At 65.6% G+C, this 15,277-nt stretch carries 17 protein-coding genes and 1 pseudogene; 2 read left to right on the plus strand and 16 right to left on the minus strand.

What is annotated here, in order from left to right:
• Positions 1 to 30 precede the first annotated feature (30 nt).
• The 8 genes from asd to C5F75_RS25395 form a co-directional block, all read right to left on the minus strand.
• Positions 31 to 1,152: an aspartate-semialdehyde dehydrogenase gene (gene asd / locus C5F75_RS25360; RefSeq protein ID WP_059582764.1), complete on the minus strand. Its 1,122-nt coding sequence runs from the start codon at positions 1,150 to 1,152 to the stop codon at positions 31 to 33.
• Between the two features lie 85 nt (positions 1,153 to 1,237).
• Positions 1,238 to 1,357 (minus strand): hypothetical protein, encoded by a 120-nt coding sequence (locus C5F75_RS25365; protein WP_006756675.1) that lies wholly within the window; start codon positions 1,355 to 1,357, stop codon positions 1,238 to 1,240.
• A gap of 119 nt (positions 1,358 to 1,476) precedes the next feature.
• Positions 1,477 to 2,544, minus strand: a complete 1,068-nt coding sequence (gene leuB / locus C5F75_RS25370; RefSeq protein ID WP_059582767.1) for a 3-isopropylmalate dehydrogenase — start codon at positions 2,542 to 2,544, stop codon at positions 1,477 to 1,479.
• Positions 2,545 to 2,623: 79 nt separating this feature from the next.
• Positions 2,624 to 3,274: a 3-isopropylmalate dehydratase small subunit gene (gene leuD / locus C5F75_RS25375; RefSeq protein ID WP_059582769.1), complete on the minus strand. Its 651-nt coding sequence runs from the start codon at positions 3,272 to 3,274 to the stop codon at positions 2,624 to 2,626.
• A gap of 68 nt (positions 3,275 to 3,342) precedes the next feature.
• Positions 3,343 to 3,489, minus strand: a complete 147-nt coding sequence (locus C5F75_RS25380; RefSeq protein ID WP_011548098.1) for an entericidin A/B family lipoprotein — start codon at positions 3,487 to 3,489, stop codon at positions 3,343 to 3,345.
• Between the two features lie 3 nt (positions 3,490 to 3,492).
• Positions 3,493 to 4,902, minus strand: coding sequence for a 3-isopropylmalate dehydratase large subunit (leuC, locus tag C5F75_RS25385; RefSeq protein WP_059582772.1), 1,410 nt, complete (start codon positions 4,900 to 4,902; stop codon positions 3,493 to 3,495).
• 265 nt (positions 4,903 to 5,167) lie between these two features.
• Positions 5,168 to 6,097 (minus strand): alpha/beta fold hydrolase, encoded by a 930-nt coding sequence (locus tag C5F75_RS25390; protein WP_059582776.1) that lies wholly within the window; start codon positions 6,095 to 6,097, stop codon positions 5,168 to 5,170.
• Positions 6,098 to 6,267: 170 nt separating this feature from the next.
• Positions 6,268 to 6,873 (minus strand): TetR/AcrR family transcriptional regulator, encoded by a 606-nt coding sequence (locus C5F75_RS25395; protein WP_081066418.1) that lies wholly within the window; start codon positions 6,871 to 6,873, stop codon positions 6,268 to 6,270.
• 435 nt (positions 6,874 to 7,308) lie between these two features.
• Between C5F75_RS25395 and C5F75_RS25400 the strand changes: the two genes are divergently transcribed.
• Positions 7,309 to 8,034, plus strand: coding sequence for a glutathione S-transferase (locus C5F75_RS25400; protein ID WP_059582781.1), 726 nt, complete (start codon positions 7,309 to 7,311; stop codon positions 8,032 to 8,034).
• A 149-nt stretch (positions 8,035 to 8,183) separates the two neighbouring features.
• On the opposite strand, the pseudogene C5F75_RS37755 reads toward C5F75_RS25400, so the two are convergent.
• The 5 genes and pseudogenes from C5F75_RS37755 to C5F75_RS25425 all read right to left on the minus strand — a co-directional run.
• Positions 8,184 to 8,321, minus strand: a pseudogene (locus C5F75_RS37755) (hypothetical protein); the annotation flags it as partial.
• Positions 8,322 to 8,523: 202 nt separating this feature from the next.
• Positions 8,524 to 8,988, minus strand: coding sequence for an Lrp/AsnC family transcriptional regulator (locus tag C5F75_RS25410; RefSeq protein ID WP_059582787.1), 465 nt, complete (start codon positions 8,986 to 8,988; stop codon positions 8,524 to 8,526).
• 98 nt (positions 8,989 to 9,086) lie between these two features.
• On the minus strand, positions 9,087 to 9,845 hold the full coding sequence (locus C5F75_RS25415) for a dimethylarginine dimethylaminohydrolase family protein (RefSeq protein WP_059583135.1): 759 nt from the start codon (positions 9,843 to 9,845) through the stop codon (positions 9,087 to 9,089).
• Between the two features lie 175 nt (positions 9,846 to 10,020).
• Complete coding sequence (locus C5F75_RS25420) at positions 10,021 to 11,271, minus strand: DUF1479 domain-containing protein (RefSeq protein ID WP_060009498.1); 1,251 nt, start codon at positions 11,269 to 11,271, stop codon at positions 10,021 to 10,023.
• A gap of 111 nt (positions 11,272 to 11,382) precedes the next feature.
• Complete coding sequence (locus C5F75_RS25425; RefSeq protein ID WP_059582792.1) at positions 11,383 to 11,772, minus strand: VOC family protein; 390 nt, start codon at positions 11,770 to 11,772, stop codon at positions 11,383 to 11,385.
• 71 nt (positions 11,773 to 11,843) lie between these two features.
• Between C5F75_RS25425 and C5F75_RS25430 the strand changes: the two genes are divergently transcribed.
• The gene (locus C5F75_RS25430; protein ID WP_059582794.1) at positions 11,844 to 12,821 is read left to right on the plus strand and encodes a helix-turn-helix domain-containing protein; all 978 of its coding nucleotides are present in this window, start codon (positions 11,844 to 11,846) and stop codon (positions 12,819 to 12,821) included.
• Positions 12,822 to 12,911: 90 nt separating this feature from the next.
• Here the strand turns inward: C5F75_RS25430 and gltA are convergent, their stop codons facing one another.
• The 3 genes from gltA to C5F75_RS25445 form a co-directional block, all read right to left on the minus strand.
• A complete protein-coding gene (gene gltA, locus C5F75_RS25435) occupies positions 12,912 to 14,213 on the minus strand; it encodes a citrate synthase (RefSeq protein WP_011881720.1) in 1,302 nt (433 codons plus the stop codon).
• A gap of 66 nt (positions 14,214 to 14,279) precedes the next feature.
• Positions 14,280 to 14,552, minus strand: coding sequence for an FAD assembly factor SdhE (locus C5F75_RS25440; protein ID WP_059582797.1), 273 nt, complete (start codon positions 14,550 to 14,552; stop codon positions 14,280 to 14,282).
• 6 nt (positions 14,553 to 14,558) lie between these two features.
• On the minus strand, positions 14,559 to 15,260 hold the full coding sequence (locus C5F75_RS25445) for a succinate dehydrogenase iron-sulfur subunit (protein WP_059582800.1): 702 nt from the start codon (positions 15,258 to 15,260) through the stop codon (positions 14,559 to 14,561).
• Between the last annotated feature and the right edge of the window lie 17 nt (positions 15,261 to 15,277).

Consider the following 15,277-nt stretch of genomic DNA (forward strand, 5'->3'; position numbering starts at 1 on the left):
CCCGGCCCGCGAGCCGGACAGCGAGCGTGCTTACTTGTCGAGCAGGATGCGCAGCATGCGGCGCAGCGGCTCGGCCGCGCCCCACAGCAACTGATCGCCGACCGTGAACGCCGACAGGTATTCGCCGCCCATCGCGAGCTTGCGCAGGCGGCCGACCGGCACCGACAGCGTGCCGGTGATCTTCGCCGGCGACAGGTCGCGCATCGACGCTTCGCGCTCGTTCGGCACGACCTTCACCCAGTCGTTCGCCGATGCGAGGATGCCGTTGATTTCGTCGAGCGGCACGTCCTTCTTCAGCTTGATCGTCAGCGCCTGCGAGTGGCAGCGCATCGCGCCGATCCGCACGCACAGCCCGTCGACCGGGATCGAACCCGGTTCGCCCATCGCCGGCTTGCCGAGGATCTTGTTGGTTTCCGCGCCGCCCTTCCACTCTTCCTTCGACATCCCGTTGCCGAGATCCTTGTCGATCCACGGGATCAGCGAACCGGCGAGCGGCACGCCGAACTGGCTCGTCGGCATCGCGTCGCTGTTCATCGCGGCCAGCACGCGGCGGTCGATGTCGAGGATCGCGGAGGCCGGATCGGCGAGCTGTTCCTGTACCGCGCCGTTCAGCGTGCCCATCTGCGACAGCAGCTCACGCATGTTCTGCGCGCCCGCGCCCGATGCGGCCTGGTAGGTCATCGCCGTCATCCAGTCGACGAGATTCTCGCGGAACAGGCCGCCGAGCGCCATCAGCATCAGGCTGACCGTGCAGTTGCCGCCGATGAAGTTCTTCGTGCCCTTGACGAGCGCGTCCTTGATCACGTCGAGGTTGACCGGATCGAGGATGATGACCGCGTCGTCCTGCATCCGCAGCGACGATGCCGCATCGATCCAGTAGCCGTTCCAGCCGGCCGCGCGCAGCTTCGGGAACACGTCGTTCGTGTAGTCGCCGCCCTGGCACGTGATGATCACGTCGCACTTCTTCAGCTCGTCGACGCTGGTCGCGTCCTTGAGCGTGGTCTCGTTTTTCGCGAACGACGGCGCCTTGCCGCCCGTGTTGCTGGTGCTGAAAAACACCGGTTCGATCAGGTCGAAATCGCCCTCTTCCTGCATGCGCTGCATCAGGACGCTGCCGACCATGCCGCGCCAACCTACGAGACCTACGTTCATGACTAACCCTTTGCTTTGAATGGAGCTTCCCCGCCATTTCCGTCCCCGCGTGACCGCGCGGGGAAACAGGCGGGCACGACGGCGATCAGCGTTTAATGATCGTTTTCGTGGTAATGGTTTTCGTGATGACGATGGCGCGCGCACCCGCACGGGCAGTGTTGCCGTGGAGTTTCAGGACCGGGGAGATCAGGGAAATCAGCGCCATCGTTCGAGTCTACACAAAGCCGGTGGCCCGCACAACGGCCAACCGCGCGCGAACCGGCCGATTTTCACGGCCCGTTCGCGCCCTTTTCCACATTAGTTACCGCACTTCATTTCCCACGCTTACAGCGCGGCGACCACCGCATCGCCCATCGCCGCCGTGCCGACCTGCTTGCAGCCCGGCGTCGCGATGTCGCCCGTGCGGTAGCCTTGTTCGAGCACCGTTTTCACCGCGCGCTCGATACGATCGGCCTGCTCCGCGCGATTCAGCGAATAGCGCAGCAGCATCGCGGCCGACAGGATCGTCGCGAGCGGGTTCGCGATGCCCTTGCCCGCGATGTCCGGCGCCGAACCGTGCGACGGCTCGTACAGCCCCTTGTTGTGCTTGTCGAGCGACGCGGACGGCAGCATGCCGATCGAGCCCGTCAGCATCGACGCCTCATCCGACAGGATGTCGCCGAACATGTTGCCGGTGACGATCACGTCGAACTGCTTCGGCGCCTTCGCGAGCTGCATCGCCGCGTTGTCGACGTACATGTGCGACAGCTCGACGTCCGCGTACTCCTTCGACACGTCGATCATGATGTCGCGCCAGAACTGCGACGTCTCCAGCACGTTCGACTTGTCGACCGACAGCAGCTTCTTCGCGCGCTTTTGCGCGGCCTGGAACGCGACGTGCGCGATGCGGCGCACCTCCGGCTCCGAATAGCGCATCGTGTCGAAGCCTTCGCGCTCGCCGGCGAACGGGCCGTCCGGCGCCGAGCGCACGCCGCGCGGCTGGCCGAAGTAGATGTCGCCGTTCAGTTCGCGCACGATCAGGATGTCGAGGCCCGCGACGAGCTCCGGCTTCAGCGGCGACGCATCGACGAGCTGCGGATAGCAGATCGCCGGGCGGAAATTCGCGAACAGCTCGAGGTGCTTGCGCAGCCCGAGGATCGCCTGCTCGGGGCGCAGCGCGCGCTCGAGCGAGTCGTACTTCCAGTCGCCGACCGCGCCGAACAGGATCGCGTCGGCCTGCTTCGCGAGCGCCAGCGTCGCGTCGGGCAGCGGATGGCCGCTCGCCTCGTAGCCCGCGCCGCCGACCGGCGCCTGTTCGAGTTCGAACTTCTCGTCGAGTGCGTTCAGCACCTTCACCGCTTCATTGACGATTTCCGGACCGATGCCGTCGCCGGGCAGCACTGCAATCTTCATGCGAAATTCCTGACTGGGTAGGGTGTTATGGAGGCAGGCCGGCGAGCGCACGCACGGCGCGCCCGCCTGCAACGCGCGCTCAGCCGACCAGCTTGGTGCTGAGCCACGGCTGCTTCACGAGCCGCTCCGCTTCGAACTGGCGGATCTTGTCCGCGTGGCGCAGCGTGAGGCCGATGTCGTCGAAGCCGTTCAGCAGGCAGTACTTGCGGAACGCGGCGATCTCGAACGGATACTCGCGGCCGTCGCCCGCGCGCACGACCTGCGCGTCGAGGTCGATCGTCAGCTGGTAGCCGTTGAACGCGTACGTGTCGCTGAACAGGTGATCGACCTGCTGCTCGGTCAGCACGATCGGCAGCAGGCCGTTCTTGTAGCAGTTGTTGAAGAAGATGTCCGCGAAGCTCGGCGCGATGATCGCGCGGAAGCCGTACTGCTGCAGCGCCCACGGCGCGTGCTCGCGCGAGCTCCCGCAACCGAAGTTCTTGCGGGCGAGCAGCACCGATGCACCCTGGTAGCGCGGCTGGTTCAGCACGAAGTCCGGGTTCAGCGGACGCTTCGAGTTGTCCTGGCCCGGCTCGCCGTGATCGAGGTAACGCCATTCGTCGAACGCGTTCGGACCGAAGCCCGTGCGCTTGATCGACTTCAGGAACTGCTTCGGGATGATCGCGTCGGTGTCGACGTTCTCGCGATCGAGCGGCGCCACGACGCCGGTATGTACAGTGAATTTTTCCATGATCCGTCTATCCGGTTGAAGGGCCGGCAGTCAGCCGGCGCACATCGACAAATTCTCGGCGGGAACCGTCACTCCGCGGCGCGCTTCAGCGCGCTGCCGGCGGCGTTGACGTCTTCACCGAAGCCGCGGACGGTATTGCAGCCGGCCAGGCCGAAACCCAGCCCCGCCAGCGCCAGCGCGGCAACCAGCCGCGCGATGACTTTCGATGCCGTCACGCGTCACCCCAGCTGGCGAATGTCGACGAAGTGGCCTTCGATCGCCGCGGCCGCCGCCATCGCGGGGCTCACGAGGTGCGTGCGACCGCCCGCGCCCTGCCGGCCTTCGAAGTTGCGGTTCGACGTCGACGCGCAGCGCTCGCCCGGCTCGAGCCGGTCGGCGTTCATCGCGAGGCACATCGAGCAGCCCGGCTCGCGCCATTCGAAGCCCGCATCGGTGAACACCTTGTCGAGCCCTTCGCGCTCGGCCTGCGCCTTCACGAGGCCCGAGCCCGGCACGACCATCGCGAGCCGCACGTTCGACGCGATGCGGCGGTTCAGCTTCTTCACGACGTACGCGGCCGCGCGGATGTCCTCGATCCGGGCGTTCGTGCACGAGCCGATGAAGATCTTGTCGACCTTGATCGATTCGATCGGCGTGTTCGGCTCGAGTGCCATGTAGGCCAGCGCGCGCTCCATCGCGTCGCGCTTGACCGGATCCTTCTCGCGCTCGGGATCGGGCACGCGACCGTCGATCGACGTGACCATTTCCGGCGACGTGCCCCACGTGACCTGCGGGACGATCTCGGCCGCGTTCAGCTCGACCACGCGGTCGAACTGCGCGCCGTCGTCCGACTTGAACTGGCGCCAGTACTCGACGGCCTGATCCCATTCCGCGCCGGTCGGCACGAACGGACGGCCCTTCAGGTAGTCGATCGTCGTGTCGTCCACCGCGACCATGCCCGCGCGCGCGCCGGCCTCGATCGCCATGTTGCAGACGGTCATGCGGCCTTCCATCGTCAGCGCGCGAATGGTCGAGCCGCCGAATTCGATCGCGTAGCCCGTGCCGCCTGCCGTGCCGATCTTGCCGATGATCGCGAGCACGATGTCCTTCGCGGTACAGCCGCGCGGCAGCGCGCCCTCGACCTTCACGAGCATGTTCTTGCTCTTCTTCTGCAGCAGGGTCTGCGTCGCGAGCACGTGCTCGACTTCGGACGTGCCGATGCCGTGGGCGAGCGCGCCGAACGCGCCGTGCGTCGACGTATGCGAATCGCCGCACACGATCGTCATGCCCGGCAGCGTCGCGCCCTGTTCCGGCCCGATGATGTGGACGATGCCCTGGCGCACGTCGTTCATCTTGAACTGCGTGATGCCGAATGCATCGCAGTTCGCGTCGAGCGTGTCGACCTGCAGCTTCGAGACGGGATCGGCGATGCCGTGGCTGCGGTCCGTCGTCGGCACGTTGTGGTCCGACACGGCCAGGTTCGCGCTGATGCGCCACACCGGGCGCTGCGCGATCTTCAGCCCTTCGAATGCCTGCGGGCTCGTGACTTCATGCAGCAGTTGACGGTCGATGTAGAGCAGGGTCGTGCCGTCTTCCTCGGTGTGGACCACGTGGGTGTTCCACAGTTTGTCGTAGAGAGTCTGTGCCATGGGTATGCGGGGTCGTTGTGACTACAAGCCTTGCGGATGCGATCGATTATGCCACGCAAAATCGGCCCATGGAGTACCACGATAACGAAAAAAGTGAATAAAAACAGTGAGTTGGGTGGTACACGCGATACCCGGATAAGTATTACCCGGCAAGCGCGGCAGCGCGTGCGGCACAGGCGCGTGCCGCACCGACGGGGCTTGCTCCGCGCACCATGTCGGCCGTCGTGGGCCGCTCCAGCCCTTGCAATCGACTCGCGGCGACGTGCTACCGGAAGAAATTGCGCAACGCGCGCGCCAGCGCCTGCGGTTGTTCCTCAGGGATGAAATGCCCGCTATATGCGATCGTCGCAGCCGTCACGTCTTCCGCGACATGTTCGAGCGGCCCTGCCATGTCGGGTATGGATCCCTGGTCGGCACTGACAGCGAGCACGGGCATCTTCAGCTTTCCTCGCGCCTGCAGCTTGCGGTTCTGGGCCGACGATTCCGACACGGCCCGATAAAATGCCAGGCCCGCTCGCAACCCGCCGTCCCTGGTGAACACCCGGACGTACTCGTCGATATCCGCGTCGGAGAACGATTCGGGATTTGCCGCCTTGCGACGCAAGAACCAATCGAGATACGCGCGCTCCCTGCCGGCGATCAACGTCTCCGGCAGGTCGGCTACCGCATGGAATGCAAAGTGCCACGTGCGCCATGCGCTGCGAGGCTCGATCGGCAGTGCGTCGGGCAGCGTGATGCCGGGTATCCCGGCGTCGAGCAACGCCATGCGCTTCACTGAATCGGGATACATCGCCGCAAACGGATAGGCGACCCATGCGCCGACGTCGTGAGCGGCCAGGTAAAAGCGCGAGATATTTTGCCGCTCCAGCAGGCGCGCAAGCGTTGTCGCGACGGTCTGCGTGTCATACCCGGTGAGCGGCCGGTCCGAGTCGCCTTGCCCGGGAAGATCCGGCGCCACGATCCTGAATTCGTCCGCGAGCAGGGACATGATTCTGCGCCACGCGTACCAGCTTTCCGGAAACCCCGCGAGCAACACAATGGTCTCGCCGTCGGTGCGGCCGCCTTCGACATAATGAAGGCGCACCCCGTCCACCGTATCGAACCGATGACGAAAGCCGCTGAGCCGCGGGTCTTCGCGAAAATAGGGTGTGGTCGCAAGCGGCAAAGAATCCGCGGTCGATTGATGCTGGTGCATAAGTTCGTCCTCTCTATGGAATCGACTTTCCTGGATGATGGTTCACCACGCGCAGCGCGAGCAATGGCATTGGGAAATAGTCGTTTCCTAATTCGACAGAACCAGATCGCGCGCACGCGTGGTTTCGCGTGTTACTTCACATCGAGTTACCCAAGGGATGACGCTCTACCCTAGTTGAGCAGCCGCATGGCCTCGTCGACCAGCATCGACATATCGCTGCGGCGTTGGCCGAGCTTACCCACCACTCGAAGCCCCTGCACCATGGTGAACAGACAGCTCGACGTGGCTTGTGCGTTCAGCGTGGCATCGACGGACCCATCGGCCTGCCCCTGCCTGATCAAATCGCGAAGGAGACGCTCGACCCGCTGCATCGATTTGTGAACGATGTCGGCGATCTCGCTATCCAACGTACCGAGAACAATAGCGCCGCCCACGACCAGACAGCCCTTTCGGCCCTCGTCTCCATGCGAGACGTCCGCATAAAAGCGCAGCAGCGCGCGCACCTTGTCCCGTCCGTTCCTTTCATCGGCAAGGATCGTGTTGAGTTCGCTCGCGCGCCGATCGACGTACCGGTTCAACGCGGCAACGAATATGGCGTTCTTGTCCGCAAAAGCCTTGTAAAGACTGCCGGTGGTGAGCCCTGTCTCCCGGGACAGATCGCCGATGGAAGTCGCATGATAGCCACGCTCGCGAAAGACGCGGATGAAGCCGTCCAGCGCTTGCTCCATGTCGAATTCTCGCGGCCTGCCAACGTTCGGTGCAATTTTCGTCGCCATGCGGCATTATAGGAAATGATCATTTCCAAATCAAGCGATCCGGAACCGCGCAACGAGGCATACGATTAAACGACCGGCCGAAAACGCGCCTTTCCTTCCGTTTCTTGCAGGGTTCGTCCTCGCGGGTTCCGCATCGGGGCGGCTTCCGACCGACGGGGAAGGTCAAGGCCTGTTCGCGCCCATAGGTGACGGGCTTGCGCTGGCGCTGACCCGCTTCGCCAGCGGCGACACGCACCCTGGCATGATCGGCGGTGAACTGGTCGAACGCAGCCACGAAGGCGTGTGGGCGCGACGAACGCCGCGCATGAAACGCGGCGCCGCTGGCATTTCGCACTCGATCTCGTAGACTGTCTATTCGCAACGGGCGGCACGCGGCCGCCCTCCCGCCATCACGATGCGAGCATCACCCGAAGCATCGAAGGACAGGAGCACTGCATGCGATATGAACTCTATTACTGGCCTGAAATCCAGGGCCGCGGCGAGTACGTGCGCCTCGCGCTGGAAGCAGCCGAGGCCGACTACGTCGACGTCGCGCGCGAATCGGGACGCGGGATGGGCGTGGCGGCGATGATGCGCATGATGGACGACACGAAAGCGGAATGCGTGCCGTTCGCACCGCCGTTCCTGAAGGCGGGCGACGTGGTCGTCGGACAGACCGCGAACATCCTGCTGTTTCTCGGCGCGCGGCTCGGACTCGCGCCCGACGACGAAGCCGGCCGGCTGTGGGTGCACCAGCTCCAGTTGACCGCCGCCGATTTCATCACCGAGATCCACGACACGCACCATCCGATCGGCAGCGGCCTGTACTACGAGGACCAGAAGGCGGAAGCGGCCGAGCGCGCGGCCGATTTCCTCGAGAACCGGCTGCCGAAATTCCTCGGCTACTTCGATCGCGTGCTCGAACAGAATCCGCACAAGAGCGGTTATATCGCGGGCAACACGCTCACCTACGCGGACCTGTCGATGTTCCAGTTGATCGAGGGCCTGCGCTATGCGTTTCCGAAAGCGATGAAGCGCGCGGAACGCAAGATCGCCGGGCTCGTCGCGCTGCACGATCGCGTCGCACGGCATCCGCCCGTCGCGCACTACCTCGAGTCGGAACGCCGCATCCCGTTCAACGACATGGGGATCTTCCGGCACTATCCGGAGCTGGACAAGTAACGGCCGGCTGCCGTTACCCCATCGCGGCAGCGGCCGACCGGCGCGGTGGCCCGTGCCGCGCGGCGGCCGCGTCGACGGCCTCGACCGAGCGCGTGAGCCACGGCCCGATGTCCATTTCCTCGTAGCGCACGAGCCGGCTTTTGCGCGCGCGGCGACAGCGTCGCGAACATCGGCGCGTGCCCTTCCGATGCGAGGTTGTACAGCGTCCGTGCCGCCGCGTAGGCACCCGAATTGCCGGCCGACAGCACGGCCGTCAGGATCAACGGATTCATCGCGCCGGCGGCGAGCTGGATCGCGATCATCGCGATGCGACGGCCCTGCAGACGGCGTTTCAGCGTCGCTCCGGACGGCGCGGCCGTCTGCGCTGCCGCTTGCGCGGCATCCATAATGTTCACCCCGATCGTGATCCGGGACAGTCGATTCGATTCGGGATGCAAATCGATCGCGCCGGTCATTCGCATCGAAACCGGCCCTGGCTGGCCGGTCGCCTCACACGACGCTGCGCTTGATCGTCTGCAGTTCGGCCGTCGTCACGATCTTCTCGATCCGGAATCGCGGGCTTTCCAGCCACACGTTCGCGATCCGCCGGTACTCGTCGAGATCCTCGCACGCGAGCCGCACGAGAAAATCGAACGTGCCGCTCACCAGCCAGCAATCGAGCACGGCCGGATTCGCGCGCATTTCCTCCTCGAACGGCGCCTGCGAACGCCCGTGGTCGGCCAGCACGATCTGCGCGATCACGACGATCGGCTTGGTCGCGCGCGGCGCGTTGATCACCGCGCGGTACCCTTCGATCACGCCGAGCGCCTCGAGCCGCTCCACGCGCGCCTGGCACGGCCGCGGCGTGAGATTCACGCGTTCCGACAGCTTCCGGTAGGAAATCCGTCCGTCGGTGCGCAGGATGTCGAGAATCCGGAGATCGATCTTGTCCAACTGCATCTTCTTGTCGGTCATCCGCGTTCGCTCCGGTCGGGTCGTGGCTCATGGGAGGAACGTCTGCCGTTCCACACGCGGGCCATATTATCCGGCCGCCGCCGCCGCGCGCCAATCGACTAGAACCGCAGCGACAGGCACGTCAGGCCGCCGTCCATCTTGCGGAACTCGCTCGTGTCGATCACGTGCAGCGGCATGCCGAGCGACGCGATCGCGTCATGCACGCGCGGATAGCCGGCCGGCGTGATCAGCGTGCCGTTCACGCGCAGCGTGTTGGCCGCATATTCGTCGGCGGCGGAAATCGCGATCCTTCGATAGTCGGCGAACGCCGGATGCGCGGCCAGCGCGTCGGTCACGAGCAGCGTGTCGTCGCCAAGCGCATTGACGACCGATTTCAGGTGCAGGCCGGCGCCAACCGGCACCGCGACGACCGAATATCCATGGCGCGACACCAGCGACTCGAACGCGGCGATGCCTTGCGCGTCGGTGCGGCTCGTCAGCCCGATGAAGAAGCGCTTGCCGACCAGCATCACGTCGCCGCCGTCGAGGCGGCCCTGTTGCATCGGCAGCAGCTCGCGATGCACGCGCAGCGACGCTTCGATGTGCGCGGTCTCGCCGCGCCGGGCGGGCGCGCCGGGGCGCGTGATCACCGCGAACTCCGGCGTGACGACGGCGACGTCCTCGACGAAGTGCGAATCGGGAAACGCATCGAGCGGCGGCAGTTCGGTCAGCTCGACCGCGAGCATGCGCAGCGCGTCGCAGTATGCGTGGAACTGCGCGAGCGTCTTGTCGTAGTCGGGTGCGCCGAGTTCGGCGGTGGTCAGGCCCGCGCCGCAGGACGGCGCGGGACGGCGAACGATCGCTTGCGTGAATTGCATCGACTCCTCCATGATCTGCGCCGCACCCGTGCCGTGCACGGGCCGGCGGCGTCGTGACCGGACCATTATCGGAAGCCAAATTGCGCAATTCGCGTCGAATTCGGCGGCGCCGACAGCCGATTGCGTCGAATTGCGCGCACCACGCAGCCGATTCGGCGAACGGGCCGCCCGCGCGTCATGCGCCGGGCTCGAATCCCATCTGCGCGCGGCCGAGCGCCGTGAGTTCGGCCTCCCCCGCGCGCCCGTCGAAATCGACTTCGAAATGGTCGGCCGGGAAATCGGGCGGGCTGTCGCCGCGCAGGAACGCGCAACGCTGGCGTTGCAAGTATGCGTCGTTCTTCGCGCAGCCCGGCGCGGCCGCGATGTACATCACGTTGCTGTCGCCGCTGCCGCGATGCGCATCCTCGACCGCATGCACGACGTCACCGTGCCAGAACACCGCGTCGCCCGGTTCCATATGCGGGATCGGCACCAGCGCATCGAGCAGCAGCGTGTGCCATTCCGGGCGAATCGACAGCGCGCGGCCGGGACGCGCGCCGCACAGGTCGTCGTCGGCGACGTCGTCCTGCAGCGCGCGCAGCACGACATAGGCCATCGCGTTCGCAACCGGGATCAGCTGCAGCGTGCCGTCGCCGGGCCCCTGCGGTGTCAGCGCGGTCCAGCCCTGGAACGTGCGGAACATCGAACACACGGCCGGCGACGGAATCTCTTCGACGTCGGGCCGGAACGCCGCATCGAAGGGATCGTACTCGCGCCAGCGGCCGGCCAGCACATGGCGATAGACCTGCCGAAAATTCGCGCCGAGCCAGCGCTCGACCGAGCCGCCGTCGACATGCGGCGACAGCCCGAGCGACGTCGAACCGGGCGGCCGGCGGCGGATCCGGTCCGCATACGCGGGCACCCGGTCGGGATCGAAATGCGCACGTGCGCCGTCCGCATGCCGCCACAGGCGGTTCAGGAACACCCGCGCCTGCGTGAGCGCCGGCGACTGGCGCGCGGCCACCTGCGGCTTCGACCAGTAGACGCCGTAGATCTGCGGCTTGCCCGACGCCAGATTGCCGAAATAGCGGTCTTCCGCGCGCGCGTGCAGCCGGTCGGCGAAACGGTTCGCATCCAGATACGCGCCGATCTCGTCGTTCCAGTCGCGTGCCTGCCTCGCATCGAACACGCCGCGGATCACGACCGCGCCATGCGTGCGGATCGCCGCAACCGCATGCGGATCGACCCGGCCGCCCGCGATATCCGCGAACGGCACGACCGGAATCACGTCGTGGCCGTGCGCGTGCGCGCGGCGGATCGCATCGACCTGCCGGGCGATGTCGCCCTCCACTTCGCGGAACGTGGCCGCATAACCGGGCAAATCGGCGCGCAGCGCCCGTTTCGCCGCGCGGATCGCGGCAGGCATGTCGTCAATCGTCAGTTGCATCGTCGTCTCCTCGCTGAAAGCGTGTCGTGATGTGCTGTCAGCGTACGGCCGGCACACGGCCGTCATCACCACTATCCGGCCAACGATCGATACAATCCTGACAATCGTGCGTCATTCGGGACGATGGCAGACCACGCAGAGCTTGTTGCCGTCCGGGTCGCGGAAATACGCGCCGTAATAGTCGCGGTGATAGTGCGGCCGCAGGCCCGGCGGCCCTTCGCAGGTGCCGCCATGCCGCAGCGCGAGCGCGTGACAGCGATCGACGTGCGCGCGGGTCGGCGCATCGAACGCGATCGTGTGGCCGTTGCCCGGCTCCGGTGGGCGGCCGTCGAGCGGCTTGCCGAAGAAGAACAGCGGCCGCTCGGCGTCGGCCGGCATCCAGCCCGACCAGCCGTCCGGCTCGCGGAATTTCAGGCGCAGCCCGAGTGCCGCGAACAGCGGCGCATAGAAATCGTAGGCGCGCGCCGTATCACCGACGCCCACGCACACATGTGAAAACATGGCATCGCTCCTTGGTGAGAATCGCCCACGATCATGCCACGGCGCACTGCCCGCCCCTACCGGAGGCCGCGATGAAACCGCAATACGAGCACGTGACGTTCGCGTCCGGCTGTTCGATCCGCGTCTATCACCGCCAGCTCGCGCGCATTCCGTTCGAATGGCATCGCCATCCCGAGTACGAACTGACGCTGACGCTCAACAGCCGCGGCCAGCGCTTCATCGGCGATCACGTCGCGCGCTACGCGGACGACGATCTCGTGCTCGTGCCGCCGAACCTGCCGCATACGTGGTCGTCGAACGCGCGCATCGATCGCGACGCGCCCGAAGTCGCGCTCGTCGTCTGGTTCGACGGAGACTGGGCGCGGCGGCTGGCCGACTGCTGCCCCGAATACGCGCCGCTGCGCTCGCTGCTGCGGCGCGCGGCGCCGGGGCTGCACTTCGACGTGGAGACGGCCCGCGCGATGCGCGCGCGGCTGCCGCGGTTGCTCGATCCGTCGCCGCGCGTACGGCTTGCAGCCACGCTCGACACGCTTGCCGATCTCGCGGAGGCCGGCGGCGAACCGCTCGCCACCGCGCATGCGTACGACCGGCCCGACGGCGCGCCGTCGCCCGGCGGGCCGGGCGCGCCCGAAGCCGAACGTCTAGACCGCGTGCTCGACGCGATCGACCGGCATTTCCACGAACCGCTGCGCATCGACGCACTCGCCGCTGCCGCGCACCTGTCCGAACGCACGCTGCAACGGTTGTTCGTCCGGCATCTCGGCGAAAGCGTCGGCCGTTACGTGCAGCGGCTGCGCCTCGCGCATGCATGCCGCCATCTCGTCGGCACCGACTGGCCGATCGCGACGGTCGCCGCGCGCTGCGGCATTCCGAATGCCGCGAACTTCAATCGCCAGTTCCTCGCCGCGCGCGGCACGACGCCCGGCGCGTACCGGCAGTTCTTCAAGCAGCACGGCCATGCACCGGACGACGACGCGCCCGCGCTCGACACGCGGCCGCCGTCGCTGGAGCGCCGCGCCGGCTCGGGCCAACGTCGGCCGCGCAAATGAAAACACCCCGACGGGCTGACCCGTCGGGGTGTCGTGGCGTTGCGGTTGCCCGACGCGAGCGGCCTGCCGGCCGTTCGCGCCGCACACGGTTTAACGTGCGTTGAGCGGCTTCGCTTCGCGCGGCGTATCGCCGATGAACAGCTGGCGCGGACGGCCGATCTTCTGTTCCGGATCGGCGATCATTTCGTTCCACTGTGCGATCCAGCCGACCGTACGTGCCATCGCGAAGATACACGTGAACATCGACGTCGGGATGCCCAGCGCGCGCTGGACGATACCCGAGTAGAAGTCGACGTTCGGGTACAGCTTGCGCGACACGAAGTATTCGTCTTCCAGCGCGATCTTCTCGAGCTGCATCGCGAGCTTGAACAGCGGGTCGTCGTGCAGGCCCAGTTCGTTCAGCACTTCGTAGCACGTCTCGCGCATCAGCTTCGCACGCGGGTCGTAGTTCTTGTACACGCGGTGGCCGAAGCCCATCAGCTTCACGCCCGAGTTCTTGTCCTTCACCTGCTTGATGAATTCGGGGATGTTGTCCGGCGAACCGATCTGCTCGAGCATGTTCAGCGCGGCTTCGTTCGCACCGCCGTGCGCCGGGCCCCACAGACACGCGATACCGGCCGCGATACACGCGAACGGGTTCGCGCCCGACGAGCCGGCCAGACGGACCGTCGACGTCGATGCGTTCTGCTCGTGATCGGCGTGCAGGATCAGGATGCGGTCGAGCGCGCGGACAAGCACGTCGTTGACCTTGTACTCTTCGCACGGATTCGAGAACATCATGTGCATGAAGTTCGCGCTGTACGACAGCGAGTTCTTCGGATACACGAACGGCTGGCCGATGCTGTACTTGTACGCCATCGCGACGAGCGTCGGCAGCTTCGCGATCATGCGGATCGCCGACACTTCGCGGTGACGCGGGTCGTTGATGTCGAGCGAGTCGTGGTAGAACGCCGACAGCGCGCCGACCGCGGCGACCAGGATCGCCATCGGGTGCGCGTCGCGACGGAAGCCACGGAAGAAGAAGTGCATCTGCTCGTGCACCATCGTGTGCTTCGTGACGGTGTCGACGAATTCCTTCTTCTGCGCGGCGTTCGGCAGTTCGCCCTTCAGCAGCAGGTAGCAGCTTTCGAGGAAGTCCGCGTTTTGTGCGAGGTTGTCGATCGGGTAGCCGCGGTACAGCAGCTCGCCCTTGTCGCCGTCGATGTACGTGATCGCCGAATTACACGAAGCCGTCGACATGAAGCCCGGGTCGTAAGTGAACTTGCCGGTCTGGCCGTACAGCTTGCGGATGTCGATCACGTCCGGGCCCATCGTGCCCTTGTAGATCGGCATTTCGACGCTCGGCGAGTTGTCGCTGAACGATAGCGTGGCTTTAACATCAGACGGAGTCATGGCACATCCTCAATCGAAATAAAGAAACGGGATTCGATAACGGGCGCAGCGCGTTACACCTTGGCGTCACACGTTGCGCAGCATCTCCAACAGCCGGTGAATGTCCGGGCTGTCTAGGTCGCCTTCTGGTTCCTTGCGCGCGAGGAGCAAGTCCATCAGGTCGTTGTCGCTCAGATCGAGCAGGCGCGACAACGCGCCTACGTCTGCATCGGTGAGGTCATGCTCGTATCGGCTGAAGAAACGCTCGAATACGATGTCGTTTTCCAGCAGACCCCGCCGCGCGCGCCAGCGCAGGCGCGCGCGGCGGTGCGGGTCGGATTGATGCGATTCGTCGCTCATCAAACTTTATACCGCGCGCCGAACCATCAGTTCCTTGATCTTGCCGATCGCCTTCGTCGGGTTCAAGCCCTTCGGGCAAACGTCGACGCAGTTCATGATCGTATGGCAACGGAACAGACGGTACGGGTCTTCCAGGTTGTCGAGACGCTCGCCGGTGGCGGTGTCGCGGCTGTCCGCGATGAAGCGGTAAGCCTGCAGCAGGCCGGCCGGGCCGACGAACTTGTCCGGGTTCCACCAGAAGCTCGGGCACGACGTCGAGCAGCTCGCGCACAGAATGCACTCGTACACGCCGTCGAGCTCGTCGCGCTCTTCCGGCGACTGGAGGCGTTCCTTCTCCGGCGGCGGCGCGTCGTTGATCAGGTACGGCTTGATCGAGTGGTACTGGTTGAAGAAGTGCGTCATGTCGACGATCAGGTCGCGCACGACGGGCAGGCCCGGCAGCGGGCGCAGCACGATCTTGTGCGGCAGGTCGTTCAGGTTCGTCAGGCACGCGAGACCGTTCTTGCCGTTGATGTTCATCGCGTCCGAACCGCACACGCCTTCGCGGCACGAACGGCGGAACGACAGCGTCTCGTCCAGTGCCTTCAGCTTGACCAGTGCGTCGAGCAGCATGCGCTCATGCTGGATCTCGAGCTCGTACGTCTGCATGCGCGGCGCTGCGTCCTTGTCCGGATCGTAGCGGTAGACTTCAAAAATGCGTTTTGCCATTTCGGATTCCTTTGACT

Source organism: Burkholderia anthinoferrum (assembly GCF_002925705.1).
In the GTDB taxonomy this organism is placed as follows: Bacteria; Pseudomonadota; Gammaproteobacteria; order Burkholderiales; family Burkholderiaceae; genus Burkholderia; species Burkholderia semiarida.

Bases quoted from the DNA above. Each gene is read 5' to 3' on its own strand.
- leuD (WP_059582769.1), bottom strand. From the start codon at position 3,274: ATGGAAAAATTCACTGTACATACCGGCGTCGTGGCGCCGCTCGATCGC.
- C5F75_RS25410 (WP_059582787.1), bottom strand. From the start codon at position 8,988: ATGACCGACAAGAAGATGCAGTTGGACAAGATCGATCTCCGGATTCTC.
- leuC (WP_059582772.1), bottom strand. From the start codon at position 4,902: ATGGCACAGACTCTCTACGACAAACTGTGGAACACCCACGTGGTCCAC.
- C5F75_RS25390 (WP_059582776.1), bottom strand. From the start codon at position 6,097: ATGCACCAGCATCAATCGACCGCGGATTCTTTGCCGCTTGCGACCACA.
- C5F75_RS25445 (WP_059582800.1), bottom strand. From the start codon at position 15,260: ATGGCAAAACGCATTTTTGAAGTCTACCGCTACGATCCGGACAAGGAC.
- C5F75_RS25430 (WP_059582794.1), top strand. From the start codon at position 11,844: ATGAAACCGCAATACGAGCACGTGACGTTCGCGTCCGGCTGTTCGATC.
- C5F75_RS25400 (WP_059582781.1), top strand. From the start codon at position 7,309: ATGCGATATGAACTCTATTACTGGCCTGAAATCCAGGGCCGCGGCGAG.
- C5F75_RS25420 (WP_060009498.1), bottom strand. From the start codon at position 11,271: ATGCAACTGACGATTGACGACATGCCTGCCGCGATCCGCGCGGCGAAA.
- C5F75_RS25415 (WP_059583135.1), bottom strand. From the start codon at position 9,845: ATGCAATTCACGCAAGCGATCGTTCGCCGTCCCGCGCCGTCCTGCGGC.
- gltA (WP_011881720.1), bottom strand. From the start codon at position 14,213: ATGACTCCGTCTGATGTTAAAGCCACGCTATCGTTCAGCGACAACTCG.
- C5F75_RS25395 (WP_081066418.1), bottom strand. From the start codon at position 6,873: ATGGCGACGAAAATTGCACCGAACGTTGGCAGGCCGCGAGAATTCGAC.
- leuB (WP_059582767.1), bottom strand. From the start codon at position 2,544: ATGAAGATTGCAGTGCTGCCCGGCGACGGCATCGGTCCGGAAATCGTC.
- asd (WP_059582764.1), bottom strand. From the start codon at position 1,152: ATGAACGTAGGTCTCGTAGGTTGGCGCGGCATGGTCGGCAGCGTCCTG.
- C5F75_RS25440 (WP_059582797.1), bottom strand. From the start codon at position 14,552: ATGAGCGACGAATCGCATCAATCCGACCCGCACCGCCGCGCGCGCCTG.
- C5F75_RS25365 (WP_006756675.1), bottom strand. From the start codon at position 1,357: ATGGCGCTGATTTCCCTGATCTCCCCGGTCCTGAAACTCCACGGCAAC.
- C5F75_RS25425 (WP_059582792.1), bottom strand. From the start codon at position 11,772: ATGTTTTCACATGTGTGCGTGGGCGTCGGTGATACGGCGCGCGCCTAC.